Origin of the sequence: Kribbella sp. NBC_00662 (assembly GCF_041430295.1) — a bacterium.
Classification (GTDB): domain Bacteria; phylum Actinomycetota; class Actinomycetes; order Propionibacteriales; family Kribbellaceae; genus Kribbella.
Genome location: NZ_CP109029.1, coordinates 5599422 through 5624445 on the forward strand (window position 1 = coordinate 5599422; position 25024 = coordinate 5624445).

Annotated in this window: 24 protein-coding genes and 1 riboswitch; of the genes, 20 read left to right on the forward strand and 4 right to left on the reverse strand. The window is 69.3% G+C overall.

The annotated features are described in order from the left end of the window. Nucleotides 1-43: 43 nt before the first annotated feature. The gene (locus tag OHA10_RS27885) at nucleotides 44-313 is read left to right on the forward strand and encodes a hypothetical protein (RefSeq protein ID WP_371401715.1); all 270 of its coding nucleotides are present in this window, start codon (nucleotides 44-46) and stop codon (nucleotides 311-313) included. Here the strand turns inward: OHA10_RS27885 and OHA10_RS27890 are convergent. After that, nucleotides 307-3219: an AAA family ATPase gene (locus OHA10_RS27890; protein ID WP_371401716.1), complete on the reverse strand. Its 2913-nt coding sequence runs from the start codon at nucleotides 3217-3219 to the stop codon at nucleotides 307-309. The genes OHA10_RS27885 and OHA10_RS27890 overlap by 7 nt on opposite strands. Nucleotides 3220-3517: 298 nt before the next feature. Between OHA10_RS27890 and OHA10_RS27895 the strand changes: the two genes are divergently transcribed. The 10 genes from OHA10_RS27895 (at nucleotide 3518) to OHA10_RS27940 (ending at nucleotide 14791) form a co-directional block, all read left to right on the forward strand. Further along, entirely contained in the window at nucleotides 3518-4690 is a 1173-nt protein-coding gene (locus OHA10_RS27895) for a hypothetical protein (RefSeq protein WP_371401717.1), read from the forward strand. A gap of 34 nt (nucleotides 4691-4724) precedes the next feature. Then, a riboswitch (cobalamin riboswitch) is annotated at nucleotides 4725-4836 on the forward strand. A gap of 82 nt (nucleotides 4837-4918) precedes the next feature. After that, a complete protein-coding gene (locus tag OHA10_RS27900) occupies nucleotides 4919-6907 on the forward strand; it encodes a putative cobaltochelatase (RefSeq protein WP_371401718.1) in 1989 nt (662 codons plus the stop codon). A gap of 1 nt (nucleotide 6908) precedes the next feature. Beyond that, entirely contained in the window at nucleotides 6909-7523 is a 615-nt protein-coding gene (gene cobO, locus OHA10_RS27905) for a cob(I)yrinic acid a,c-diamide adenosyltransferase (RefSeq protein ID WP_371401719.1), read from the forward strand. Further along, nucleotides 7517-8920, forward strand: coding sequence for a cobyrinate a,c-diamide synthase (locus OHA10_RS27910; RefSeq protein ID WP_371401720.1), 1404 nt, complete (start codon nucleotides 7517-7519; stop codon nucleotides 8918-8920). The genes cobO and OHA10_RS27910 overlap by 7 nt, the downstream gene beginning before the upstream one ends. Further along, a complete protein-coding gene (gene bluB / locus OHA10_RS27915) occupies nucleotides 8917-10275 on the forward strand; it encodes a 5,6-dimethylbenzimidazole synthase (RefSeq protein WP_371401721.1) in 1359 nt (452 codons plus the stop codon). Before OHA10_RS27910 ends, bluB begins: the two co-directional genes overlap by 4 nt. Further along, complete coding sequence (locus tag OHA10_RS27920) at nucleotides 10272-10874, forward strand: hypothetical protein (protein WP_371401722.1); 603 nt, start codon at nucleotides 10272-10274, stop codon at nucleotides 10872-10874. The genes bluB and OHA10_RS27920 overlap by 4 nt, the downstream gene beginning before the upstream one ends. A 159-nt stretch (nucleotides 10875-11033) precedes the next feature. Further along, nucleotides 11034-12095 carry an outer membrane lipoprotein carrier protein LolA gene (locus OHA10_RS27925; protein ID WP_371401723.1) on the forward strand — a complete coding sequence of 354 codons (1062 nt, stop codon included), beginning with the start codon at nucleotides 11034-11036 and terminating at the stop codon, nucleotides 12093-12095. An 8-nt stretch (nucleotides 12096-12103) separates the two neighbouring features. Next, nucleotides 12104-13039, forward strand: a complete 936-nt coding sequence (locus OHA10_RS27930; protein ID WP_371401724.1) for an ATP-binding cassette domain-containing protein — start codon at nucleotides 12104-12106, stop codon at nucleotides 13037-13039. Further along, complete coding sequence (locus tag OHA10_RS27935; protein WP_371401725.1) at nucleotides 13026-13946, forward strand: ABC transporter permease; 921 nt, start codon at nucleotides 13026-13028, stop codon at nucleotides 13944-13946. The genes OHA10_RS27930 and OHA10_RS27935 overlap by 14 nt, the downstream gene beginning before the upstream one ends. Nucleotides 13947-13951: 5 nt before the next feature. Beyond that, complete coding sequence (locus OHA10_RS27940) at nucleotides 13952-14791, forward strand: putative RNA methyltransferase (RefSeq protein ID WP_371401726.1); 840 nt, start codon at nucleotides 13952-13954, stop codon at nucleotides 14789-14791. Between the two features lie 89 nt (nucleotides 14792-14880). On the opposite strand, the gene OHA10_RS27945 is transcribed toward OHA10_RS27940, so the two are convergent. Further along, a complete protein-coding gene (locus OHA10_RS27945) occupies nucleotides 14881-15549 on the reverse strand; it encodes an FMN-dependent NADH-azoreductase (protein ID WP_371401727.1) in 669 nt (222 codons plus the stop codon). Between the two features lie 124 nt (nucleotides 15550-15673). On the opposite strand from OHA10_RS27945, the gene OHA10_RS27950 reads away from it, so the two are divergent. Then, nucleotides 15674-16222: a MarR family winged helix-turn-helix transcriptional regulator gene (locus OHA10_RS27950; RefSeq protein WP_371401728.1), complete on the forward strand. Its 549-nt coding sequence runs from the start codon at nucleotides 15674-15676 to the stop codon at nucleotides 16220-16222. Here OHA10_RS27950 and OHA10_RS27955 read toward each other — a convergent pair whose 3' ends face one another. Both OHA10_RS27955 and OHA10_RS27960 read right to left on the reverse strand, forming a co-directional pair. After that, a complete protein-coding gene (locus tag OHA10_RS27955) occupies nucleotides 16223-16873 on the reverse strand; it encodes a response regulator transcription factor (RefSeq protein ID WP_137254746.1) in 651 nt (216 codons plus the stop codon). It abuts the gene before it with no gap. Between the two features lies 1 nt (nucleotide 16874). Beyond that, on the reverse strand, nucleotides 16875-18155 hold the full coding sequence (locus OHA10_RS27960) for a sensor histidine kinase (protein ID WP_371401729.1): 1281 nt from the start codon (nucleotides 18153-18155) through the stop codon (nucleotides 16875-16877). A gap of 384 nt (nucleotides 18156-18539) precedes the next feature. On the opposite strand from OHA10_RS27960, the gene OHA10_RS27965 reads away from it, so the two are divergent. The 8 genes from OHA10_RS27965 (at nucleotide 18540) to OHA10_RS28000 (ending at nucleotide 25011) form a co-directional block, all read left to right on the forward strand. Next, nucleotides 18540-19559 carry an ABC transporter substrate-binding protein gene (locus OHA10_RS27965; protein WP_371401730.1) on the forward strand — a complete coding sequence of 340 codons (1020 nt, stop codon included), beginning with the start codon at nucleotides 18540-18542 and terminating at the stop codon, nucleotides 19557-19559. Between the two features lie 16 nt (nucleotides 19560-19575). Next, nucleotides 19576-20355, forward strand: a complete 780-nt coding sequence (locus OHA10_RS27970; protein ID WP_371401731.1) for an ABC transporter ATP-binding protein — start codon at nucleotides 19576-19578, stop codon at nucleotides 20353-20355. Then, complete coding sequence (locus tag OHA10_RS27975; protein WP_371401732.1) at nucleotides 20352-21131, forward strand: ABC transporter permease; 780 nt, start codon at nucleotides 20352-20354, stop codon at nucleotides 21129-21131. The genes OHA10_RS27970 and OHA10_RS27975 overlap by 4 nt, the downstream gene beginning before the upstream one ends. Before the next feature lie 106 nt (nucleotides 21132-21237). Continuing rightward, on the forward strand, nucleotides 21238-22326 hold the full coding sequence (locus tag OHA10_RS27980; RefSeq protein ID WP_371401733.1) for an Ldh family oxidoreductase: 1089 nt from the start codon (nucleotides 21238-21240) through the stop codon (nucleotides 22324-22326). Continuing rightward, nucleotides 22326-22721 (forward strand): RidA family protein, encoded by a 396-nt coding sequence (locus OHA10_RS27985; RefSeq protein ID WP_371401734.1) that lies wholly within the window; start codon nucleotides 22326-22328, stop codon nucleotides 22719-22721. The genes OHA10_RS27980 and OHA10_RS27985 overlap by 1 nt, the downstream gene beginning before the upstream one ends. A 42-nt stretch (nucleotides 22722-22763) precedes the next feature. After that, the gene (locus tag OHA10_RS27990) at nucleotides 22764-23597 is read left to right on the forward strand and encodes a fumarylacetoacetate hydrolase family protein (protein ID WP_371401735.1); all 834 of its coding nucleotides are present in this window, start codon (nucleotides 22764-22766) and stop codon (nucleotides 23595-23597) included. After that, on the forward strand, nucleotides 23594-24292 hold the full coding sequence (locus OHA10_RS27995) for a GntR family transcriptional regulator (protein WP_371401736.1): 699 nt from the start codon (nucleotides 23594-23596) through the stop codon (nucleotides 24290-24292). The genes OHA10_RS27990 and OHA10_RS27995 overlap by 4 nt, the downstream gene beginning before the upstream one ends. Continuing rightward, nucleotides 24289-25011, forward strand: coding sequence for an SDR family NAD(P)-dependent oxidoreductase (locus OHA10_RS28000; protein WP_371401737.1), 723 nt, complete (start codon nucleotides 24289-24291; stop codon nucleotides 25009-25011). Before OHA10_RS27995 ends, OHA10_RS28000 begins: the two co-directional genes overlap by 4 nt. The last annotated feature ends 13 nt before the right edge of the window (nucleotides 25012-25024 follow it).

A 25024-nucleotide genomic window follows, 5' to 3' on the forward strand; every position in this document is an offset into this window, starting at 1 on the left:
CGACTGTGGATGGAAACGGCGATCGACGCCGTGAGGAGGAGTCATGAAGTACATCCACACCCTCGTCGCCATCCCGGTCGTGGCCGGTGGGATCGTCCTGGGGGCGACGACCGAGGCCTCGGCGCGAGTGATCGATCCGGAGGAGAGCTACCGCGAGCCGGTCGTGGTTGTCCACGAGCGCGGTCCGGCGGTGGCGGTCGACGACACGGGCGTCGAGGCTCTGCAGACCGGCGTGGGCGCGATCGGCGGAGCCGGTATCACGATCGCGGCGCTCTGGGCCTACCGGCGGCGCCAAGCGATTCACGCTCACTGATCGGGTGGCGGCCGTCGCTCTGCGAGGGCGGCGGCCGCCACCCGGCTGGTCGTACCGGTCTTCCGGAGGATGTTGGAGACGTGCACACTGACCGTCTTGTCGCTGATGAACAGCTCCTTCGCGATCTCACCATTGGACCGGCCGGCCACCAGGAACGCCAGCACCTCGCGCTCGCGGTCGGTGAGCGCGGCCAGTCGCGGGTCCTGGGTCGCGGTCTCGATCGGCTCCGGCACGCGCAGGTCGATCCGCGACCGGCGCGCCAGCGACTCCACCTCGCGTCGCAGCGGTTCGGCTCCGAGGTCGACGGCGTGCTGATGAGCCTGACGCAGTACGTCGCTCGCCACCGAGGGCAGTCGTCCCTTCACCAGACCGGCCTCGGCGCAGCGCCACTCGGCCATCGCCTGGTGCCATCGGTTTCCTGCGGCACGGCTGGTTTCCACAACGTGCTGCCATCGCTCGGGCTGCTCAGGGGTGTCCCGGCTACGGGCCACTTCGGCGACGATCAGGGCCTGGTCCATCGCCCGGACCTCCTCGCCGCCCAGAGGTTCGGCGAAGGGCTCGTGCGGCCATTCGCCGAGCACACTGTCGATGTCCCGGGAGGCCGCGGGACCGTGTGCGCCGCTGTCGCGGGCCACTTCGGCCACGGCGCGGGCGAAGACCGGAAGCACCTCGTCGTCATCCGGCTCGGGATACTCCGGGACGTACAGCCGCGGGCGTGACCAGGTCACCGCCTCCGCGGCCCTGCCCTCGGCAAGCAGGAGCTCGATACCTATCGCGGTCATCGTCTGGCGGTGTGCGTTGAAGTCCTCCGACACCAGCTCGAGCACCCGGTCGAAGTGTTGCCTGGCCTCCCCGATCCGGCCGGTCCGCACGGCCAGTAGACACGCGGCCAGGCGCACGCCGGCTCCCGGGATACCCAGGGAACGCGCGGCCAGTGCCGGACGGAGGAGCGCCCCACATTCGTCCCAACGACCGAGCTCGATCAATTCGTGAGCGGCCAGGTAAGCGAGGAAATGCGCCCAGATGCCGGCCCCGGCCGCGGTCGCCTCGTCGTACGCCGCCTGGGTGACATCCGCGGCTTCGGTGCGCCGGCCGAGCGCCCGCAAGGCGATGAAGCGCCACAGGGCGGCGTCGGTCACGGTGTCGACGTCTCCGCACGACCTCGCGAGCTGCACTGAAAGATCCGCGTCTGAGAGCGATTCCAAGGGCGCACGGAAGCCCAGCGCTGCTGCGCGTGCGCAGAGCGCTCTGCCCAGGGCCCGCGGCGAGCCCGATCTCTGTGCGACCCGGACCGCCTCGGTCGCGTCGTCCACAGCCTTCGGCATGCCGTAGATCGTTTCGGTCTCCGCGAGTTCCGCGAAGGCTACGGCGCGCTCAGCGCAGTCCGGGAAGTTCTCGGTCAGGGCGATCGCCTCCCGAAGCTCCCCCAGGTCCGCGAGCTCCGGCGTCGTGGACTGGAAGTCGGCGTTGGATCTCTCGACCAGCAACTCGCTCGCCAGTAAAGGTTCTCGGCTCCGGTCCACGAGGCTGTACGCGTCAGTCAGGAGCGACACGGCGCACTCCGCGTCGGCGGCCCGCAGGCAGATCCTGGCCGTCCGCCGCAGCAACGCGATCCGGTCGTCTCGGGATCCGCGGAGGTTTGGCGGTACCTCCGTCCACAGTGCGCACGCGCGGCGGAGTTGGATGGCCTCCGCGACGGGTGCTCGCATCCGCGCCGCCTCGTCGGCCGCCCGGAGTGACCAGCGGTACGTCGCGTCGAGCTGACCCGCCGCTTCGTGGTGCGCCGCCAGATCCGCCGCAGGCGCAGCGACCGGCAATGATTCGAGTACCCGGACGTAGTCGGTGTGGAGCCCGACCGCTTCGCTCGGCGGCAGGCCGTCGTACAGCACCTCGGCCAGAAGCGGATGGCGGAACCACCAGATCCCAGCGCCCTCGGCACGGACCACACCGCCGTCACGCGCCTCGACGAGGCTCGACGCCACTCGGCCGGCATCGATACCGCGGCCGCCTCCGATCTCGGTCAGCACCGCGGACTCGGTGGGGCGGCCGCTCACAGCGAGGAGCCGGGTGACCAGTCGGGCCGGCTCGGACAGGCGATGCCATGCGGCTAGCAAAGCGTCGCGAAGTGCCGCTGGAACGGATTCCGGGAGCACGCGCTCGGAGCCTGACAATCCCTGGGCCATCAACTCGATCAGGTACGGATTGCCGTCCGACCTGGCCAGAACCTGGGTCACCAGGTCGATATCAGGGGTTGTGCCGAGCAGGGCTTCGAGCTGGCTGCTGACCGCATCTGCTCCGAGGCGCTCGAGCCGGATCTCGCCGAAGCGCGGCATCCGTCGCATGTCGGCCAGCCAGGAGTGCAAGGGATGCCCTTCGGGGCGCTCCTCGGTGCGGCAGGTCGCGAGCAGGGCGAGCCGCTGGTCCCGGAAGCCGGCCAGCAGGTAGGACAGCACGTCGAGTGATGCGATGTCGGCCCACTGCAGGTCGTCGACCACGACCACCACACGCCGGCGTACCGCGATCCGATTCAGCACCACGTCGGCCAGCACCGGCACCCGTGTGCTGTCGACGCTGCCACCTCCTCCGAAGAGGGGCAAGGCGTCCATTCCTTCGAGGATCTCGGCCCGCTCCCGGGGTTCCGCACGAGCCAGCCAGTCCTTCAATATTCCAGTGATCGGTGCGAACGGAACCGAAGCCCCACCGAAGTGGATGCACGAGCCCCAGAGCACCGTCAGACCTGGATCCCGGCAGACCTCGCGAACCAGCCGGGTCTTTCCGATCCCGGCCTCGCCGTGAAGGACGACCGCTCGCGGACCGCCGCCCGCGGCATCCCGCAGTACCTCGCCGAGGAACTGTTGTTCGGCAGTGCGCCCGGCGAATCGGTGATCGGGTCGCGAACCCCCCATGTGTACTCAGTGAACACCCTCCGACGCGTTGACGGGAGGATCAAGCGTTCGACCGTAACTTCGCTGGTTCCCGAGGCATCTAGCTGGTTGTCCTAAGGGGGTCAGCATGAAAGCTGTTCTGCACAGTCGGAAGCCGGTTCGGGGTGTGGTTGCGGCGTTGGTGGTTGTTGTGGTTTCGGGGGGAGCGGTTGGTGTGCCGGCCGCTGCTGGTGGGGATTCGATCGTGCTTGTGTCGGCTACGCCTGGCGGGGTCGGAGGGGGCGGAGGGTCGTACTCGGGGACCGAGAAAGGGCTCGGGGTGTCGGCGCATGGGCGGTACGTCGTGTTCTCGTCGTATGCGGATGATCTTGTGGCCGGTGACACGAATGGCCAGCGGGATGTGTTCGTCCGGGATGTGGTGAGTGGGCGCACGACTCGGGTGTCGGTCGGCGCGGGTGGGGTGCAGGGGAACGGGGAGAGCCGGCAGGGGTCGATCTCTGCTGATGGGCGGTACGTGGTCTTCAACTCGTATGCCTCGAACCTGCTGCCCGGCGACACCAACGGTGGGCCGGATGTGTTCCTCCGTGATCTGAAGACCGGTCGTACGACGCTGGTGTCGGTCGCGCTGAACGGGGAGGCGGATCAGGGCTCGTGGGAGCCGGAGATCTCGGCTGATGGACGGCATGTGGCGTTCACGTCGAGTGCGACCGACCTTGTCGTTGGTGACACCAATGACACCCAGGACGTCTTCGTCCGCGACCTCGCAGCCCGGCGGACCGAGCGAGTCTCGGTGGCGTCCGACGGACAGCAGCTCGACGTGTACTCGAGCTCGCCGGCGATCTCCGGGGACGGGCGCCGGGTGGCGTTCGCGACGCCCGCGCCACTGGCGACGGTGCCTCCGCCGCCACCCCACACCGACGGCGTGCTCTACGTTCGCGACCGCGGTGCGAGGACGACCCGGCCGGTCTCGCTGGGTGTGCCGTTCGACCCGCGGGCCTTCAGCGTCGAGAGCGTCTATCCCACCTTCTCCAACGACGGGCGGTACCTGTCGTTCACGCTGATCAGCTGGCTCGGGATCGGCTTCGACGCGATCCCGAACGTCTGGCTGCGTGATCTGCGGACCAACCGGCTGGAGCTGATCTCGGCCGACGCCCAGGGGCAGCCGTCGACGGCAGTCGGGCCGGTCTTCCGCAGTGGCGTCTCTGCCGACGGGCGGTACGTGACCTTCGGTACGCCGGGACGTCTGACTGCCGCGGACACCGGCGATCTGAGCGACGTGTTCCGACGTGATCGCAAGACCGGCGCGCTGGTCTGGATCACCAGGGCGCAGGACCAGACCGACCCGTTCGGCGGCCGCTGGGGGAGCGTGGGGCCGGCCATCTCTGCTGACGGGTTGCACGTCGCCTTCGACTCGGACGACAAACAGCTGGCCGCGGGCGGCGGCACGTCCGGGCTGGACACCTACCTGTGGAACGCCGTACGGCCCGGGTGACTGTGAGCCTGGTCGCTGGCGGGGGCGGGCTGGTGTGCCATGATCGGGCCGACGGTTGTGGAGGAACACCGGTGGCCAGCTTGCTGGGAATCCGGGGCGGTCCCGCCACTGTGACCGGGAGGTATTCCGGGAGCCAGGACATCCGCGGTCGTCCGCCGGGTCGCGCTGTGGGCCGGTGTACCAGGCGTGGCGGGCGTGGATACCCGCTCGACGAAGGGACCACCGCCGATGCGGCCTGCTTCAGCTTCCACCGGATTCCCGTTCACCGCAGTCGTCGGCATGGAGGACCTCCAGCTCGCGCTGATCCTGGCTGCGATCTCGCCGGCGATCGGCGGGGTACTGATCCGCGGCGAGAAGGGTACGGCGAAGTCGACCGCGGTCCGGGCGCTGACCGAGATCCTGCCGCCGGTGGACGTCGTACCCGGGTGTCGTTTCTCGTGTGATCCCGACCGGCCGGATGCGGATTGTCCGGATGGGCCGCATGCGGGTGAGGGGACTGTGCGGCCGGCGCGATTGGTGGAGTTGCCGGTGGGAGCGACCGAGGATCGGGTGCTCGGGTCGCTGCACCTGGAGAAGGCGCTCGCGGAGGGCATCACGGCGTACGAGCCTGGTCTGCTGGCGGCGGCGCATCGAGGGTTGTTGTACGTCGATGAGGTCAACCTCCTGCACGACCACCTGGTCGACGTACTGCTCGATGCTGCTGCGATGGGGCGGGCGACGGTCGAGCGGGACGGGGTGTCGGTGACGCATCCCGCACGGTTCGTGCTGGTCGGGACGATGAATCCGGAGGAGGGCGAGCTGCGGCCGCAGTTGCTGGACCGGTTCGGCCTGACGGTGGATGTGGTTGCCAGCCGGGATCCTGCTGTGCGGGTCGAGGTGATGCGGGCGCGGCTCGGGTACGAGGCGGATCCGGCCGGCTTCATCGCGCGGTACGACGGGCGGCAGCGCGAGCTCGCGGAGCGGATCGTCAAGGCGCGCGACTTGCTCACCGAGGTGATCCTGACGGACGCTGCGCTCCGGCAGATCGCGGAGATCTGCGCGTCGTTCGACGTCGACGGCATGCGGGCCGACCTGGTCACCGCACGTACGGCGGTCGCCCACGCAGCCTGGTCCGGGCGCACGGTCGTCGAGGTGGAGGACGTCCGCGCCGCCGCCAAACTCGCCCTCCCACACCGCCGCCGCCGAAACCCCTTCGACGCCCCGGGCCTGGACGACCAGCAGTTGGAAGAGGCAATCAACAACAGCACGCCGCCGCCGGAGGACCCGGACGACGATCCCGACGGTCCCGGCGGGGGAGCGGATAACTCGAATGCCGGCAGCTCGGAGGAGTCTCCCGGAGCCGACCAGGAGAACGGCGAGCAGAGCGGGCCGCCGGGACCGGCGCCGACCGGGCAGGTTGTGGGTAGTTCGGCGCCTTACAAGGCTCGGTTGTTGAGTGTGCAGGCGGCGGGGGCCGGGGTTGCGGGGCGGCGGTCTCGGGCAATTACTGAAGTTGGGCGCGTGGTGGGGGAGCGGGCTCGGGTCGGGCGGGAGTCGGGGCGGCCGCATCTGCTGGCGACGATCCGGTCGGCCGCGCCGTATCAGCAGGTTCGTGGGCGGAGCGGGCCGGGGCTCGCGGTACGGCCGTCCGACGTACGCCTCGCCGTACGGGAAGGGCGGGAGGGAAACCTCGTGCTGTTCTGCGTCGACGCGTCCGGCTCGATGGGGACGAAGAAGCGGATGGGTGAGGTGAAGACGGCGATCGTCTCGCTGCTGCTCGACGCGTACCAGCGGCGCGACACCGTCGGCCTCGTCACGTTCGCCGGCGCCGCCGCCACGGTCGCGCTCCCGCCGACGGGCAGCGTGGAGACCGCCGTACGACGGCTCGAATCCCTCCCGACCGGCGGACGTACGCCGCTCGCCGAAGGTCTGCTCCAAGCCGCGGAGGTACTGCGGATCGCCGCGATCCGGGACCCGCGCCGCCGCCCGCTCCTCGTCCTGGTGACCGACGGCCGCGCCACCCACGGCGACAACGCGTTCGCCCGCGCCCGCCAGTCCGCCGGCTGGCTGGCCGAGCGCGGGATCGCCACCGTGGTCGTGGACTGCGAGCCGCACCGGGGTGTTCGCCTCGGTCTGGCGGCGGAGCTCGCGGCCGACCTCGGCGCGGAGTACCTCGACCTCGGTGACGTTGCCGCTGGCAACCTCGTCCGTACGGTGACCGAGCGGAAGGTGGCCTGACATGCCGAAGGGGCAACCGGTCGCCGTACCGGAGGACGGCCTGACCACCCGCCAGCGGCGCAACCGTCCGCTGCTGATGGTCCACACCGGCGAGATGAAGGGGAAGTCGACCGCCGCGTTCGGAATGGCGTTGCGGGCCTGGAACCAGGGCTGGAACATCGGGGTCTTCCAGTTCGTCAAGAGTGCCAAGTGGAAGGTCGGCGAGGAGGGTGCGTTCAAGGCGCTCGGTCAGTTGCATGAGGCAACTGGTCAGGGCGGCCCGGTCGAGTGGCACAAGATGGGCGAGGGGTGGAGTTGGTCGCGTAAAGCCGGCAGCGAGGAGGACCATGCCGCCGACGCGCTCGAGGGCTGGCGCGAGATCCAGCGCCGGCTCGCGGCCGAGACGCATGACCTGTACGTCCTGGACGAGTTCACGTACCCGATGAAGTGGGGCTGGGTCGACGTCGACGAGGTCGTCGACACGCTCGTCAACCGGCCCGGGCATCAGTACGTCGTGATCACCGGCCGCGATGCGCATCCGAGCCTTCTCGAGGCAGCCGACCTGGCCGCCGAGATGACCAAGCTCAAGCACCCGATGGACGCCGGCCAGAAGGGCCAGAAGGGCATCGAGTGGTGATCCCGCGGGTCGTGGTCGCGGCGCCTTCTTCGGGGGCGGGTAAGACGACCGTCGCGGTCGGGCTGATGGCGGCGCTGCGGCGGGCCGGGCATGTCGTGGCCGGGTTCAAGGTCGGGCCGGACTACATCGACCCCGGGTTCCACGCTGTCGCGACCGGGCGGCCGGGGCGCAACCTCGATCCGATGCTGTCCGGGGAGGAACGCGTCGGACCGCTGTTCGCGCACGGGTCCGAGGGTGCGGACATCGCGGTCGTCGAGGGCGTGATGGGTCTGTACGACGGTGCGCTCGGCACGGAAGGTTTCTCGTCGACGGCGCACGTCGCGAAGTTGCTCAAGGCACCGGTGGTGCTCGTGGTGGATGCGTCGGCCGCTGGTCGGAGCGTCGGCGCCGTGGTCCAGGGTTTCGTTGCCTTCGACACCGAGGTGCGGATCGTCGGGGTCATCCTCAACAAGGTCGGCTCGGATCGCCACGAGACCGAAGTACGCGCAGGGATCGCGCCCACCGGCGTACCCGTCCTGGGCGTCCTCCGCCGCGACCCCCGCCTCACCGTCCCCAGCCGCCACCTCGGCCTCGTCCCCGCCGCAGAACAACGCGCCCAAGCCGAACAAGCAGTAGCCGCAGCCGCCGAACTGGTCCACCAAGGCGTAGACCTAGAGGCCTTCGCAGCCGCGGCCAAGGCGGCCCCCAACTACATCAGTACCCCGTGGAACCCAGCTGAGGAACTCGCCAGCCTGGTGTCACCGGCCGCCGGGCTCACCGGGGAACGGGGTGCGAAGCGTGCCGCCACCGTCCTGGGTCATCGCCCGGTGGTTGCGGTTGCGGGCGGTCCGGTGTTCTCGTTCCGGTACACGGAGACGACGGAGCTGCTCGACGCCGCAGGAGCCGACGTGGTGACCTTCGACCCGCTGGTCGACACGTTGCCGGAAGCAACTTCTGCGCTCTGTCTCGGTGGCGGTTTTCCGGAGCTGCACGCCGAGGCGCTGTCCGCAAACACCAAGCTTCGTGAGCAGGTTGCGACGCAGGTGTTGGCCGGGTTGCCGGTTGTTGCTGAGTGTGCGGGGCTGCTTTATCTGTGTCGTGAGCTCGACGGGCATCCGATGACCGGCGTGCTGCCGGCGACCGGGCGGATGACCAGCCGCCTCACCCTCGGGTATCGGACGGCGGTCGCCGCGACCACCACAGCCTTCTTCGACGAAGGGCGGCGGGTGCGCGGGCACGAGTTCCACCGCACCGCGATCGACCTCGACGCCGACGTACGCCCCGCCTGGCATCTCCCCGCCGGGGTCGAAGGCATCACGCTCCCGCACGTGCACGCGTCGTACCTGCACCTCCACTGGACCGCCACCCCCGACGTACCAGCCCGCCTGGTCGCCGCAGCCCGCGCACACCAGCGATGAGGCTCGTCGTAGGAGTCGGCCTCCGAGCAAACACGCCGTACGCCGAACTCCGCGCCCTGGTCGACAGTGCGCTGGAGGAGGCCGGTCGGGGCGAGGTGCAACTCATCACCACAGTCGCCGGTAAAGAAGCCGAGCCCGCGGTGCGTCGTCTCGCTGACGACCTGAATGCCGAGCTCCGAGCGATCCCGCCCGACGAGCTGGCCGAGCAAACCCCGCCCAACCCGAGCGAGCACGTCGAACACCTGACAGGCACGCCGAGCGTCGCCGAAGCCGCCGTCCTGGCCGCCGGCGCCGAACTCGTCATCCCCAAACGCCGATCCGCGAACGCGACCGCAGCCATCGGCCGCCTCCCCGCACCCGCGTACCAGCCGGCCGATCGCGACGTCGTACACCGCGTGATCGCCGAGCGCCGCGACGTACGACGAGGTTTCCTGAACGCCCCGATCGACAACGACCTGCTCACCAGAGTCCTGGAAGCGGCGCATCGAGCGCCGAGCGTCGGGCTGAGCCAGCCGTGGGACTTCCTGGTGATCCGCGACCTCGCGACCCGGCGCAAGGTGCACGATCTCGCGACGGCCCAGCGGGACGCATTCGCCGCATCGCTCCCGGACGACCGGCGGGCCAAGTTCGACGGACTGAAGATCGAGGCGATCCTCGACACCCCGGTGAACATCGCGGTGACCTGCGACCCCGGCCGCGGCGGTCGGCACGTACTCGGCCGGCACGCGGATCCGCGGACGACCTGGTTCTCGGCCGCGATCGCGATCCAGAACCTCTGGCTGGCCGCGCGGGCCGAAGGACTCGGCGTCGGCTGGGTCTCGTTCTTCGAACCGGCCGAGGTCGCCGCCGTCCTCGACCTGCCCGCACACATCGAGCTGGTCGGTTATCTCTGCGTCGGGTACGTCGAGGAGTTCGCCGCCGCGCCGGAATTGGTGCGCTCCGGCTGGGCGAAGCGCCGGCCGCTCCAGTGGGCGATCCACCACGAGGAATGGGGCCGCCGCGACACCTCGATCGTCGACGACGCGATGCGGGCCGGCGAGAACGCCGTGCCGGCGGATGGTCAGCGCGTACGTGTGATCGTTGGTGGTGACGCCGGACAACTGCAACAAGCTGATGCGCTGGTTGTGGACCTCCGAGAAGACAGGCCGATAGCCGACTTCGGCGTGTTGTGGCGGCCCGCGCGGACCCCGGATGAGGCAGTCGAGTTCGGTGTCGAGATCGCCCGCGACCTCGCGCTCCAGGGCGTCGGCCAACTCGTCGTACAGATTGCAGACCCCTCAGCACGAGCAACAGCGCTGGCCCGCGGGCTGGAAGTCGGTGCGTCGGCCTGTGGTCTGACACACTCCCGTGCATGACAGACCAACCGCCGATGTACGTTCCCGCGTTCTCGATGAAGCAGCGGGTCACGATGATGGCGAACAAGTACGAGCTGATCGCCACCAACCCGGACGGGACTGACGGGGCGCTGCTCGCGTTCGCACAGCAGAAGCGGATGGCGTTCAAGGAGCAGGTGACGTTCTACACCGACGACACCAAGGCCCAGCCGGTGTTCTCGTTCAAGGCGCGCAAGACGATCGACCTCGGTTCGGGGTACGACGTGCTCGATGCGAACGGGCAGACGATCGGCTGGTTCAAGAAGGAGTTCGGCAAGAGCCTGCTCCGGTCCAGCTGGCAGCTCAGCGCACCCGGTGTGGACGCGAGCGGCACCGAGCGCAACCCGACCATCGCCGTACTGCGCCGGGTGTGGGAATTCGTGCCGTTCATCGGCGAGGTCCCGCTGCCGTTCATCTTCCACTTCGACTTCACCGAGGCCGGTTCCGGCCGGCCGGTGCTGTCGGTGGAGCGGAAGCTGTCGATCCGGGACCGCTACCGGATCACCGTCCAGGACCAGCGCCTGGACTTCCGCGTCGCCGCCGCGATGACCGTCGCTCTGGACGCGCTACAGTCACGCTGAGTTCCCGGCGTACGACCAGGGTCGTACGCCGGACTCACTCTTTCGGGTGAACCTACCCTGACAACCCTTGGTTCCGACTGCACCGGATGCGAGGCTGTATTCATGGGCGTAGCACAGCGCAGTCGACGGTGGTTGGTTCCGGTAGCGACGGTCGCGGTCGTGGCAGGTGTGGGAGCACTCGGACCGGTGGTCGCGGACGCCTCGCCGAAGCTGCCGACCATCAGCGCGCAGGATCTGCTGGCCAAGGTCCAGACCGCGAAGGTCGACGGCCTGAGCGGCACCGTCCGCTCGAATGCCGATCTCGGCCTGCCCGCGATCCCCGGCATGGCGCCCGGCAGCCGTGAGCTCACCGACCTGCTGAGCGGACAGCACACCGCGCGGGTCGCGTTCGCCGCCCCGGACAAGGCCAAGGTCTCCCTGATCGACAACCAGGCCGAGCAGCTCTGGACCACCGACGGTACGTCGGCGTGGGCCTACGACTCGTCCAAGCGTGAGGCCACGAAGCTGACGCTGCCGGCGCACAAGACCACGAAGCCCGAGAAGACCCTTCCGCAGTCGTACGACCCGCAGGCTGTCGCCAAGCAGTTCCTCGACGCGATCGACCCGACCACCAAGGTCCAGGTCAGCGGCACCGAGAAGGTCGCCGGCCGGGACGCCTACAAGCTGCGCCTGGTGCCGAAGACCGACAAGACGACCGTCGGTTCGGTGACGCTGGCGATCGACTCGAAGACCTGGGTCCCGCTGGACGTGACCGTGATGCCGCGGACCGGCAGCGACCCGGCGGTCGAGCTGGGCTTCACCTCGGTGTCGTTCGACGTACCGTCGGCGAGCTCGTTCACCTTCACCCCGCCGAAGGGCGTCAAGGTCACCGACCAGAAGGTGCCGGCCAACCGCGAGCGCCCGAAGAGCGTCCCGCCGAAGCTGGTCAAGCCGGTCAAGCCTGGTACTGCGCAGGCCGACAAGCCGACCGTGATCGGCACCGGCTGGGACAGCGTCGCGATGATCCGCGGAGCCAACGCCGCCGGCCTGGCAGCGAACCCGGCGTCCGGTCCACTCGGCCAGCTGCTGGCCAAGGCGCCGACCGTGCAGGGGTCGTGGGGCAAGGGCAAGGTGCTGACCACGAAGATGGTGAGCGCTCTGATCACGGACGACGGCCGGGTCTTCGTCGGACTGGTCACCCCGGACACCCTGCAGGCCGCCGCAGCGAAGGCCCCCCGCTGAACAGCGACATGGCGAGCGCTCCGGTCGTCACCCGCGGGCTGACCAAGCGTTTCCACGGCGGCCAGGTGGCGGTGGACGCGGTCGACCTCGAAGTGCCGGCCGGGAGTGTGTACGGCTTCCTCGGCCCGAACGGGTCGGGGAAGACCACGACGATCCGGATGCTGCTCGGCCTGATCGCGCCGACGTCCGGTGAGGTCGAGCTGCTCGGCGAACCGATGCCGAAGGCACATCTGCGGGTCCTGCCGCGGGTCGGAGCGCTGGTCGAAGGACCGGCGTTCTACCCGTTCTGGACCGGTCAGGCGAACCTGCTCCGTTTCGACGCTGCCGACCGCACTGCCGACCCGAAGACCCGCAAGGCCCGGGCCGGTGAGGCGCTGGAGCGGGTCGGTCTCTCGAACGCGGCCGGCAAGAAGGTCCGCGCCTACTCACTGGGCATGCGTCAGCGGCTCGCGATCGCGGTCGCACTGATGCAGCGGCGCGAGCTGCTCGTGCTGGACGAGCCGACCAACGGCCTTGACCCGCAGGGCACCCGCGAGGTCCGCCACCTGATCCGCGACCTGGCCAGTGACGGTACGACGGTCTTCACCTCGACCCACCTGCTCGCCGAGGTCGAGCAGGTCTGCACCCACGCCGCGATCATGAGCCGCGGCAAGCTGCTGCGGCAGTCCACGGTGACAGATCTGCGCGCCGAACTCCGTCCACGACTGGTCGTGCGTACGCCGGACGTCGGAGCGGCGGCCGAAACGCTGCAGAGTCTCGGGGTGACCGAGCTCAAGACGACACCCGAGACCGTCGAGGGCGATCCCGGCGAGCTGCCCATCGAGAAGTTCGCGGCGGCCCTGGTCGCGGCCGACGTACGCATTCATGGCTTCGGCGTCGAACGGCCGAGCCTCGAAGACGCTTTCGTGGCGCTCACCGGGGAGGGCTTCGATGTCGCCGAGTGACGTGCCGGCCGAGACTGCTACCGCAGCGGGCACCGTGCAGACGGAGACCAGCGCAGAGACCAACTCCGTGGCGGCTTACGCCGGCCGCCCCAGCGCTGGGCGGCACACCATGGCGCTCTTCATCTCGGAGCTGCGACTGGTGTTCGGCCGGGCCCGGACGCAGGTGGGTCTCGGCGTGCTCGCAGCGGTCCCGCTGCTGATCGGGATCGCGATCAAGCTCAGTGGGTCCGACGGCGGCGCCGAAGGCTTCATCGGTCAGGTCGCCGGCAACGGGCTGTTCCTGATCGTCGCCAGCCTCGGCCTGTCGCTGCCGTTCTTCCTGCCGACCGCGGTGACCGTCATCTCGGGGGAGTCGCTGGCCGGTGAGGCCAGCCTCGGCACCCTGCGCAACCTGCTCACCGCGCCGGCCGGCCGGTCCCGGCTGCTCGCCGCGAAGATGGTCTCGCTCACCGTCTTCTGTCTGGTCGCGACGATGACGATCTGGGTCTCCGGCCTGATCGTCGGCTTCATCCTGTTCCCGGTCGGCGACGTTCTCCTGCTTTCCGGCTCGACCGTCTCGCTCGGCGAGGGCCTGATCCGGGCGCTCGGGATCGCTGTGGTGATCTCGTTGTCGCTGCTCGGGCTGGCCGCGATCGGCCTGTTCGTCTCGTCGCTGACCTCGACCCCGCTGGCGGCGATGGCGGCGACGTTCGGCACGTTCATCGTGCTCGGCATCATGACCGCGATCCCGCAGTTGCACGCGATCCACCCGTGGCTGCTGATGTACCGGTGGCAGTCGTTCGCGGACCTGTTGCGCGACCCGCCGTACTGGCACGAGATCGGCCGCAACCTGCTCCTGCAGGCCGGCTACGTCGCCGTGTTCTACACCGCCGCCTGGGCGCGCATCACGAGCCGCGACATAACCTAGGCAGAGTGAGAGCCGATCTCGTCGCCGCCCTGCGCTGCCCAGTCTGTGCCGACGGGCTGGTGCTGGACGGTCGTACGGCGCGGTGCCCGCGCGGGCACGCGTACGACCTCGCCAAACAGGGCTACCTGAATCTGTTGCCTGCGGCATCCAACGGTATCGAGGGCGACTCGGCGGAGATGGTCGGCGCCCGGACGGTCTTCCTCGGCACCGGCCACTACGCGGCGATCCGGGACGCGCTGATCATCGCCACCGAACTCGGGCCCGACGACCTGGTCGTGGAGGTCGGCGCCGGCACCGGCTACTACCTGGCAGGTGTCCTCGGCCTGGCTCCGCAACGACGCGGAATCGCCCTGGACGTGTCGAAGTTCGCCGCCCGCCGCGTGGCGAAGGTCGATCCGCGGATCGGCTCGGTCGTGTGTGACGCCTGGCAGGAGCTGCCGCTGCTCGACGGGTCGGCGCAACTGATGCTGAACGTGTTCGCGCCGCGCAACGCCGCCGAGATGGCCAGGGTCCTCGCACCTACCGGCCGCCTGCTCGTGGTCACACCGAACCAGCAGCATCTCGCCGAGCTGGTCGACGTACTCGGACTGGTCAGCGTGGACGAGGAGAAGGACCGACGGCTGCAGGAGTCGCTGTCGGGGGAGTTCGTCCGGATCGGCAGCGAGGCGATCGAGGAGACGATGAGGCTCGACCGGACGGCCGTCGAGCAGTTGGTGCTGATGACGCCGAGCGCGCGGCATGTGAACTACCGCGAGTTGCTGCAGCAGATCGCGGCACTCCCGGAGTCGACCCTCGTGACGCTGTCGGTGACGCTGTCGACGTGGCGGGTGGACGTCCCGCACTGACCAACCACCCGTCGCCGAGGCGACGCAGGCTCAGACCGGGCCGAGGCCGGCCGCTGAGCGATCGTTGGTCAGTGCCGGCGGTCCGCTGATCAGGCCGCGTGGCCGATCAGTTCGCGGGCGACCACGGTGCCGTGGTTCTCGGCCTCGACGTGCGCCTCGGATTCCGAGACCTTGGAAGCGTCGATCAACTCCTCCATGCCCGGGGTGACCGGGGCCAGGGTGAGCTCGGCGGCGGCAGTGCGGATGTTCATCCCGAACAGGTCGGCGAAGACCCGCTCGAGGTACGGCGTGGCGTGGTCCCAGCCGTGCTTCGGCGTACCCGGGGCGTAGCCGCCGCCACGGGCGATGGCGAAGATCGCCGGCCGGCCGGCCAGCGGACGGGTGCCGAAGGCCAGCTCACGGTCCAACAGCAGCACGTCGATCCAGGTCTTCACGTTCTGGGCGATGCCGTAGTTGTAGAGCGGTACGGCGAGCAGGATCGCGTCGGCGTTCCGGGCCTCGGTCGCCAGGTCGGCCGCGATCGCCTGCGCGTCCGCGAGCGGCATCCGGTCGGAGTCGGCCACCGGCTCCTGACCCACCTGGGCGGCGGCCAGCGTCGGCCACAAGGTCGCGGGCAGCGGGTGCTGTCCGAGGTCCCGCCGTACCACGACACCGTCCGGGTGCTCGGCCTTCCAGGCGGCCTCCGCGCTGTCGGCCAGCGCACGGGACACCGAACCGTCCAGCCGGATGCTGGCGTCGACGCGTAGCAGGGTGCTCATAGGTTCTGTCTCCATCGAGTTGAGGGGGCGTGCTCGTGTTGAGCTGCTTCGAAGATAATCTGTGGAGCAGAACATATTCAGTCAGATCGTATTCCGGGTGGCGTACACCACGTACGATGGAGACATGTCCAGTACTTCGCCCGAGGTCGCGACTCGCGGCACCCGTGGGGTCGAGCCGCCGGTCGCCAGTGGCGCGCCGGTCGAGGCCGACCTCGGCTGGGCGCTGGGCGTCGTCTTCCGGCGGTACGCGAAGGCGTCCGCGGCGGCGCTCGAGGGCCTGCCCGGCGGCCCGCGCGGCTATCAGGTGCTCGCGACGACGAGCGCCGAGGGCCCGAAGCGGCAGCTCGACCTGGCCGCACAGCTCGGCGTCGACCGGACCGTGATGACCTACCTGCTCGACGACCTGGAGAAGGCGGGGCTCGTGCAGCGCCGGCCCGACCCGGCGGACCGTCGCGCCCGGCTCATCGCGCCCACCGACGAGGGCCACGAGGCCCTGTGCGACCTGGAGCGCCGCCTGCGCAGCACGGAGGAGGAGGTGCTGGGCATCCTGGACGAGTCCGAGCGCGCCAGCTTCCGGATGCTCCTGCAGCGCGTCGCGATGAAGGCCAACGCCATCGACCCGCTGCACAACGCGTGCTCCCTGGCCGAGGCGGACGACCCCGCCAGCACCTAGTCAGTGCAGCGGCACGAAGCCTGACTCGTAGGCGCGAATGACCGCTTGCGTGCGGTCCCGGGCGTTGAGCTTGGACAGCACGTTGGCGACGTGGGTCTTGACCGTCTGCAGGCCGAGGATCAGCTCTTCGGCGATTTCGGCGTTCGACAGCCCGCGTGCCATCAGCCGAAGCACTTCCTGCTCCCGCTCGGTCAGCTGGTACTCGTCCAGTCCGCTCGGCGTCTGCGGTCCGACGTGGGCGAGCGCCAACGCCCGGATCGCCTCGGGGAACAGCAGCGACTCGCTCCGCGCGACGGTCCGGATCGCGGCGATGATGTCGTCCGGCGGCGTTCGCTTCAGCAAGAACCCGGACGCGCCGGCCCGCAAGGCGTCGTACACGTAGTCGTCGTTCTCGAATGTGGTGACGACCAGCACGCGCGGCGCCGGGTCGAGGTTCTCCAGCAGCAGCCGGGTCGCCTGGATGCCGTCCACCGCGGGCATCCGCACATCCATCAGTACGACGTCGGCACCGGTACGGCGAACCACCGGCAGCACCTCCGCGCCGTCACCGGCCTCGCCGACCACCGTGAGATCGGGTTCGGCGTTGATGATCGCCCGCAGCCCACTCCGGATCAGCGGCTCGTCGTCGACCACGACCACCGACAGGTTCATGTCATCCCCTCGTCATGCTGACAGGCAACCGGACGGCCAACCGCCAGGCCTGTCCGTCGGCCTCCGCGATCGGACCGGCGTCGACCGTGCCGCGCAGTACGGCGACTCTTTCACGGATCCCGGCCAGGCCGCGGCCGCCGCCGGAGTGCTCGGACTTGCCGTTCATCGGATTGGTGACGGCGAGCCGCAGCCCGGAGGCGTCGAGCCGGATCGACAGGTCGACGGCCAGCTCACCAGCCGGACGACCGGCGTGCCGGATCGCGTTGGTCAGGCCTTCCTGCACGATGCGGTACGCCTCCCGGGAGACCGCTGCGGGCAGCTGGTCCAGATCGCCTGAGCGATCGACCTCGATCGTGATGCCGCCCGCCCGGGTGGCCTCGACCAGACGGTCCAGACCGCCGAGCGTGGCCTGCGGTGTGGTCCGGGAGCCCGGCCGACGGTCGTCGCGGAGCAGGCCGAGCACATGGTCGAGATCCGCGAGCGCTGCCCGGGCGGACGTCTCCATCGCGGCCAGTGCGTTCTCGGCGAAGTCCGGGTCGCTGGCAAGCACTCGGCGCGCTGCCGCGGCCTGGATCGTGACCAGGCTGAGTGCGTGTCCGACGCTGTCGTGCAGCTCCCGGGCGAGACGGTTGCGCTCGGCAAGCGTTGCGGTCTGCTGCTCGAGCAACTCGATCCGCTCCGCCGCGGTCGGTCCGAGGACGCGCGGCGCGAGGTACGCCAGCAGCGCGCCGACCGCGGCCGACAGCAGGAACAGCCCGGCGAGACCGCCGATCGCGGCCGCGGGCATCCAGACGTCGGTCCAGTTGCCGCGGACGTCGTACGACCAGCCGGGCACGATGTCGCGCGATCCGGCCGACCGGAACGGCGCGGCCAGCCAGATCGCGCCGACGCCGAACACGATCGTGCTGAGGACCCCGACGACCCCGCCCGCGACCAGGTGGAGACAGAACCAGACCACGGTCCGGCGGCGCTGCGGCCAGGTCCGCGCCGGGCCGAGCGGCCGCTCGTCGAACCGCACCGCGAGCAGCGACTCGACCGCGATGCCCTCCACCTCGCGGACCGCGGGCAGCAGGCCGAGCACGACCGGCGGCACCAGTCCGATCACCACCCAGATGATGCCGGTGGCAACTTTCGGCATGCCGAGGTCGGCGACCACCGCGCCGAGCGCGCTGTCGACCAGGATGAACGCGAGGACCAGCGCCGCCCCGAGCAGCAGGTAGACCCAGCGCAGGTACGTCGACGTACGCCACAGGCTCCCGATCGCGCGCGCCGCTGCTTTCACGGTCACATCGTGTCAAAGCCGGGGGAGCGTCACCTCCCTCCCCGGAGTGAGCGCGGGGAAACCCCTGCGTCCGGGCACCCGGACGTGGCATGCCTCACGAAGAAGTTGAGGGTTTACGCAAATTTGACGCTGCGCAGCCGGGTTGTGGCCTCGCGGGCGTCGCGATCTGCTGCTCAGGCAGGTACGGTCTGTGGTCGGGGCGGGTGCTCGTCCGGCGACCAACCGGTTACAGACGGGTATGGGGAACGGCTCCAGGACGGGTGGCAGCATGCACTGCGAGGACCCGGCACGGCGGACGTTAAGTCCCCGTGAAGACCCCGCGGGCGGATTGACCACCCTTCCATATTTGATGTTTGATCAAATATCGGGACGAGAGAGGTCGATATGAGGTTGAGGCGTTCCGTCATCGCGCTGATGGCGGTCCTGGGGCTCGCCCTGGTCAGTGCGTGCAATGGTGACGACAAAGGCAGTCAGGCCGACAACGGCCTGCAGAAGGTCAATTACCTGACGTCGTTCAACACCTTCGGCCGCGAGGCGTACGCGTACGTCGCGCTGGACAAGGGGTACTTCAAGGACGCCGGCTTCGACGTCAAGATCACCCCGGGCACCGGCACCGTGGACGTGATGAAGCTGGTCGCCGGCGGTCAGGCCGACTACGGCATCGGCGACTTCACCGCGGTCGTGATCACGCTCGGCAAGCAGAAGCTGCCGGTCACCACGGTCGGCATGATCCACCAGAAGTCGCTGGCCGCCATCATGTCGCTCAAGGGCTACGGCATCGAGAAGCCGCAGGACCTGGTCGGCAAGACGATCGCCGACCAGCCGGGATCCACCAACACGGTGATGTTCCCGGTCTACGCCAAGGCGGTGCACATCGACCCGAAGTCGGTGACGTTCCTCCCGTCGCCGCCGCCGGCGCTGCCGAAACTGCTGGCCTCCGGCAAGGTCAAGGGCATCGGCCAGTTCGTGGTCGGCAAGCCGCTGATCCAGAAGGCCGACCCGAGCCACCGCGAGCCCGTCACGCTGGCCTACGGCGACGTGCTGCCGGAGCTGTACGGCAACGCGATCATCACCCGGTCGGACCTGGCCAAGGACCACCCGGACCAGGTGAAGAAGTTCACCGGCGCGCTGCTCAAGGGTCTGCAGGACACCGTCACCGACCCGGAAGGGTCCGCCGCGATCCTGAAGAAGTACGTGCCCGACACCGACCTGGCCGTCGCCACCGCCGAGCTGAACATCATGAAGGACTACACGAAGCCGAAGAACTTCGACGGTCCGCTCGGTGACGTCGACGTCAACCGGGTCAAGACGATCATCTCGCTGCTGGAGCAGTCCGAGGCGGTCCAGAAGGGCGCCGTCACCCCGGACGACGTCGTCACGATGAGCCTGGCTCCGAAGAGCTAGGAGCGTCTGACCACTGATGATTCGCCTGGACGGCGTAGGGCAGGTCTTCGACGGACGCGAGGGCCAGGTGACCGCCCTCGAGAAGATCGACCTGCACGTCCGTGGCGGTGAGTTCGTCACGCTGATCGGCCGGTCCGGATGTGGCAAGTCCACTCTGCTCCGGCTGATCGCGGGACTGTTGCCCCCGACGTCCGGTTCGGTCCAGGTGGCGGAAGAACCCGTCACCGGACCGCGCCGGGACGTCTCGTTCATGTTCCAGCGGCCGGCCCTGCTGCCGTGGCGTTCGGTGCTGTCGAACGTGATGCTGCCGGTCGAGATCGACAAGGGCAGCGACCGCGGCAAGGCGGCGTACCGGGACCGGGCCCACGAGCTGCTCGAGCTGGTCGGTCTGCGCGGGTTCGAACGGCGGCTGCCGCACGAGCTCTCCGGCGGTATGCAGCAGCGGGTGTCACTGTGCCGGTCGCTGATCCGCGACCCGCAGGTGATGCTGATGGACGAGCCGTTCTCCGCGCTCGACGCGCTCACCCGGACCGAGCTGTCCGAGGAGCTGCAGCGGATCAAGATGGAGCTGGCCACCACGATCGTGTTCGTCACGCACTCGATCGAGGAGGCCGTCGTACTCGCCGACCGGGTCGTCGTCCTGACGCCGCGGCCGGGGCGGATGCGGGAGATCGTCGACATCGACATCCCGCGGCCGCGGAGCCTCGCCCAGCACGCGTACGTCACCGAGGTGGCCACGATCAGCGCGCGGCTGCACGGGCTGCTGTCGGAGAAGGACAGCGAGGACCGGCGATGACCAAGCGTTCCTGGCTGACCAGTTCGCCGGCGGCCGCCATCCTGCTTCCGATCATCGGGCTGGCGGCGACGATCGCGCTGTGGTGGGGCGCGACGGTCGTGTTCTCGATCCAGTCGTACCTGCTGCCGACGCCGTGGGAGGTGGTGGTCAAGTTCTTCGACCAGCCGGGCGTCCTGCTGTCGGAGACCGGTACGTCGCTGCTGGAGACGATCGAGGGCTTCCTGCTGGCGATCGTGATCGGCGTGCCGATCGCGCTGGTGATCGTCCGCTCGGTGATCCTCGAGCGGCTGGTGTACCCGCTGCTGCTGATGGTGAACTCGATCCCGAAGGTCGCGATCGCCCCGCTGCTGGTGGTGTGGATGGGCTTCGGCCAGTGGCCGAAGGTCGTGATGGTGCTGCTGATGTGCTTCTTCCCGATCGTGATCTCGACCGCGCAGGGGATGAAGTCGACGCCGACCGAGCTGGTCGAGCTGATGCGGTCGCTGAACGCGAGCCGGGCGCAGGAGTTCTTCAAGCTCCGGCTGCGGTACGCGATGCCGCAGATCTTCACCGGGTTCAAGGTCGCGATCTCGCTCGCGGTGATCGGCGCGGTGATCTCCGAGTTCGTTGGCGCGACCAAGGGACTCGGGTACGTGATCCAGCAGTCGGGCGCCAGCGCGGACACCACGCTGGCGTTCGCGGCGATCACGCTGCTCAGCGTGATGAGCATCGTCTTGTTCTACGGCTTGGTGCTACTCGAGCACCTGCTGCTCCCTTGGGCCCAGGAGAAGCGGTGACTCTACTGATGCCACGCCTCCGGCGCGGCGGGTCATCGGGCTTCACCTCCCGTCCTTCCCTCGTCGCTCCGCTCCCTCCGCTCCTCGGTCCAGGACGGGAGGCCCGATGACCGCGCAAGCATCGGACGCGGACAGACGCGTGCTGGTCCGGCCGGACTGGTTGCAGGTGACTGTCTCGGGTGTGTTCAGGGCGCTCGGGTTCGATCCCGAGGATGCCGACAAGATCGCCGCGGCACTGGTCGAGGCTGATCTGCGCGGGGTCAGTTCGCACGGCGTGATGCTGGTTCCGATGTACGTCGAGCGCCTGAACGCCGGCGGGGTGACCCGCGAGCGCGAGCTCGACATCCTGTTCGACGCCGGCGCCGCGATGGTCGCCGACGCGCGCGGCGGGATGGGCCAGCTGTCCAGCCCGCAGGCGATGGGGCACGCGATCGAGCGCGCCGGGCGGTACGGCATCGGGCTGGTCTCGGTCCGCAACGCGCACCATTTCGGCGCGGCCAGCCGCTGGGCGATGCAGGCCGGCCAGGCCGGGTGTATCGGTATCGCGATGTCGAACACCACCCCGCTGATGCCGGCTCCCGGCGGCGCGGAACGGATCGTCGGCAACAACCCGCTGGCGATCGCGGTGCCGACCAAGGCCGGTGTGGAGATCGTCCTGGACATGGCGTTGTCGGCGGTTGCCCTGGGCAAGATCCGGCTGGCGGCGTCGGCCGGGCGGCCGATCCCCGACACCTGGGCGACCGATCCCTCGGGCACACCGACCACGGACCCGGAGGAGGCCGTGCTCGGCATGCTGCTGCCGGCCGCCGGTCACAAGGGCTTCGGGCTGGCCCTGATGATCGACGTACTCACGGGGGTCCTGAGCGGCGGCGGCTGGGGTGACCAGGTCCGTCCGCTGTACCGCGAGCCGGACCGGCCGAACGACTGCGCGCACCTGTTCCTGGCGATCGACCCGGAGTTGATGGGTGGTGTGGAGAGTTTCCGCCTGCGCTCGTCCGGGCTGGCGGCGCGGGTCCGGGGGAGTGCGACGGCTCCGGGCGTGAACCGGCTGCATCTACCGGGGGAGATCGAGGCCGAGCGTGCGGCGTACCAGCGCCGGCACGGTGTGCTGATCGAGCGGTCCGGACTGGACGGGCTGCTGGAGGCGGCGCGCGCGGTCGGCGCCGTCGTACCGGCGGGAGGGGTGTTGAGCTGATGGGGAAGGCACAGGTGTCGACGGCGGCGCTGCGGAGCCCGAACGGGGTGTTCTCGCAGGCCACGACGATCGAAGCGTCCGGGCGGTTGGTGTTCGTTTCCGGGATGACCGCCCGGCAGCCGGACGGCGGCATCGCCGGGATCGGGGACGTCCGGGAACAGACCAGGCAGGTGTGCGAGAACGTGAAGGCGGCGGTCGAGGCCGCCGGCGGCACGCTCGCGGACGTCTGCCGGGTGGATGTGTACGTGCGCAACATGGAGGACTTCGCCAAGATCCACGAGATCCGGGCGCAGTACTTCACCGAGCCGCTGCCGGCGTCGACCATGGTCGAGGTCAGCAAGCTCGCACATCCCGATTACCTGATCGAGATCAACGCGATCGCCGTGATCGCATGACCCCGGGGGTGAGTTGTATGCGTGGCGTCGAGTGGACCTGAGATGAAGTACGTGACGGTGGAGTACGCCGGGCGCGAGGTGCCCGGCGTACTCGACGGGGACTCGATCCTGTTGCTATCGGCAACGGACCTGGTCGACGTGATCGCGGGTCCGGCCGATGTGGTCGACAAGATCCCCTATGACGAAGCGATCCTGCGCGCACCGCTGCGGCGGTTCCGGCGGGACATCTTGTGCACCGGATGGAACTACTGGGACCACTTCGAGGAGAGCAAGGGTAAACGCGAGGGCCAGGACGTGGACCGGCCGGAGCACCCGACCTTCTTCACCAAGGGCCCGGATGTGGTGATCGGTCCGTACGACGACATCGCCTGGGATCCGGCTGTCTCCGCCAAGTGGGACTACGAGGCCGAGGTCGCGCTGGTGATCGGCAAGACCGGCAAGAACATCGCGGTCGCGGACGCACTGGACCACGTCTGGGGCTACACACTGGCGAACGACGTGTCGCAGCGGGACCTGCAGCGTGCGCACGGCGGTCAGTGGCTGAAGGGCAAGAGCATCGACGACACCATGCCGCTGGGACCGTGGATCGTGACCGCCGACGAGGTGGGCGACCCGCAGGACATCCACCTGCAGTGCTTGGTCAACGGTGAGGTACGCCAGGACGCGTCGACGCGACAGATGGCGTTCGACGTCGCCACGCTGATCAGTGAGCTCTCGTTCGGTATGACGCTGCGCCCGGGCGACCTGTTGCTGACCGGTACGCCGGCCGGCATCGGCAACGCCCGCGAACCACAGGTGTTCCTCCAGGACGGCGACGTGGTCGTCACCCGCTCCGACAAACTCGGCGAGCTGCGCAACCGAGTGGCACGCGCATGAGCGGGCCTCTGGAACTGCTGCCAGGTGGCGGCAAGAGCGGACGGCGTACCCTCGCCGAGCACGCGGCCGCCGAGCTGCACCAGCTGATCCTGTCCGGTGAGCTGCCGAGCGGTACGCCGCTGCGGCTCGTGGAGCTGGCCAGCCGGCTCGAGATGAGCCAGATGCCGGTGCGGGAAGGACTCCGTCGGCTGGAGGCGCTGGGGCTGGTCGAGATCATCCCGCACCGTGGCGCGTGGGTCCGTGACCTGTCGCTGTCCGATCTGCGCGACACCCACGAGACCCGGCTGGCGCTGGAGAGTCTCGCCGTACGGGCGGCTGCGGCCCGGTTCACCGATGAGGACCTGACGAAGGCTGCGGCTGCGCTGGCCGAGCATCTGCGGCTGTCGCGAGCAGAGGACTCCGCGGGTGCTCGTGAGGCCCACGCGGACTTCCACTTCGCGATCTACCGGGCCAGCGGGTCGCAATGGTTGCCGCGAGCAATCGAGCCGGTGTGGCAGAACAGCGAGCGGTACCGGTTCGGCAGCCGGCCGACGGCGTTCCTGATCGAGAAGAGCCGGCAGGAGCACCAGGCGATCCTGGACGCGTGCGTCGCGCAGGACCCGGATGCGGCCGAGCTGGCGTTACGCAGCCACCTGGCCGGCGCGTTCCAGCGGATCACCGAGACGATGACGTCGAAGCAGAAGGAGACGTCATGAAGGCGACCTTCGACGCGACCGGTGAGGTCGTGGTGATCACAGGTGGCGCACGCGGCATCGGTGCGGCGCTCGCGCATGCGGTCAACGCCGCCGGCGGTACTGCGGTGGTCTTCGACGTCACGCCGCCAGCCGACAAGGTCGAGTACGTCGAGGTGGACGTGGCGGACCGCTCCGCCGTACACGCTGCGGTGGCCGGTGTGCTGGACCGGTACGGGCGGATCGACGGACTGGTCGCCGGTGCGGCCGTGCAGCCGCGGTCGACCGTGCTGGAGATGGATGCGGCCGAGTGGACCCGGACGCTGCAGGTGAACCTCGACGGTGTGGTCTGGGCATGCCAGGCCGTCGTACCGCAGATGGTGGAGCGGCAGTCCGGATCGGTGGTGGTGTTCACGTCGGGGCTGGCCTCGACCGGGTACGCGGGCGCGTCGGCGTACGCGGCGAGCAAGGCGGCGCTGGTGGCGTTCGCCAAGTCGCTGGCGGTGGAGGTGGCCCGCGACCGGGTCCGGGTGAACGTGGTGGCGCCGGGCGTCATCGACACCGAACAGTTCCGTAGTGCGAACGGCGGTGCGGACCGGGATCACTGGCACGACACCATAGGTATCGGCGACCCCGACGACGTGGTCGGGCCGTTGCTGTTCCTGCTGTCCGACGCGGCCGCGATGACCGGGTCGGTACTGGCCCGGGAACGTGCCTTTGCCAAGCTCACGAGCTTTATCTAGTCGCACGGAGTGA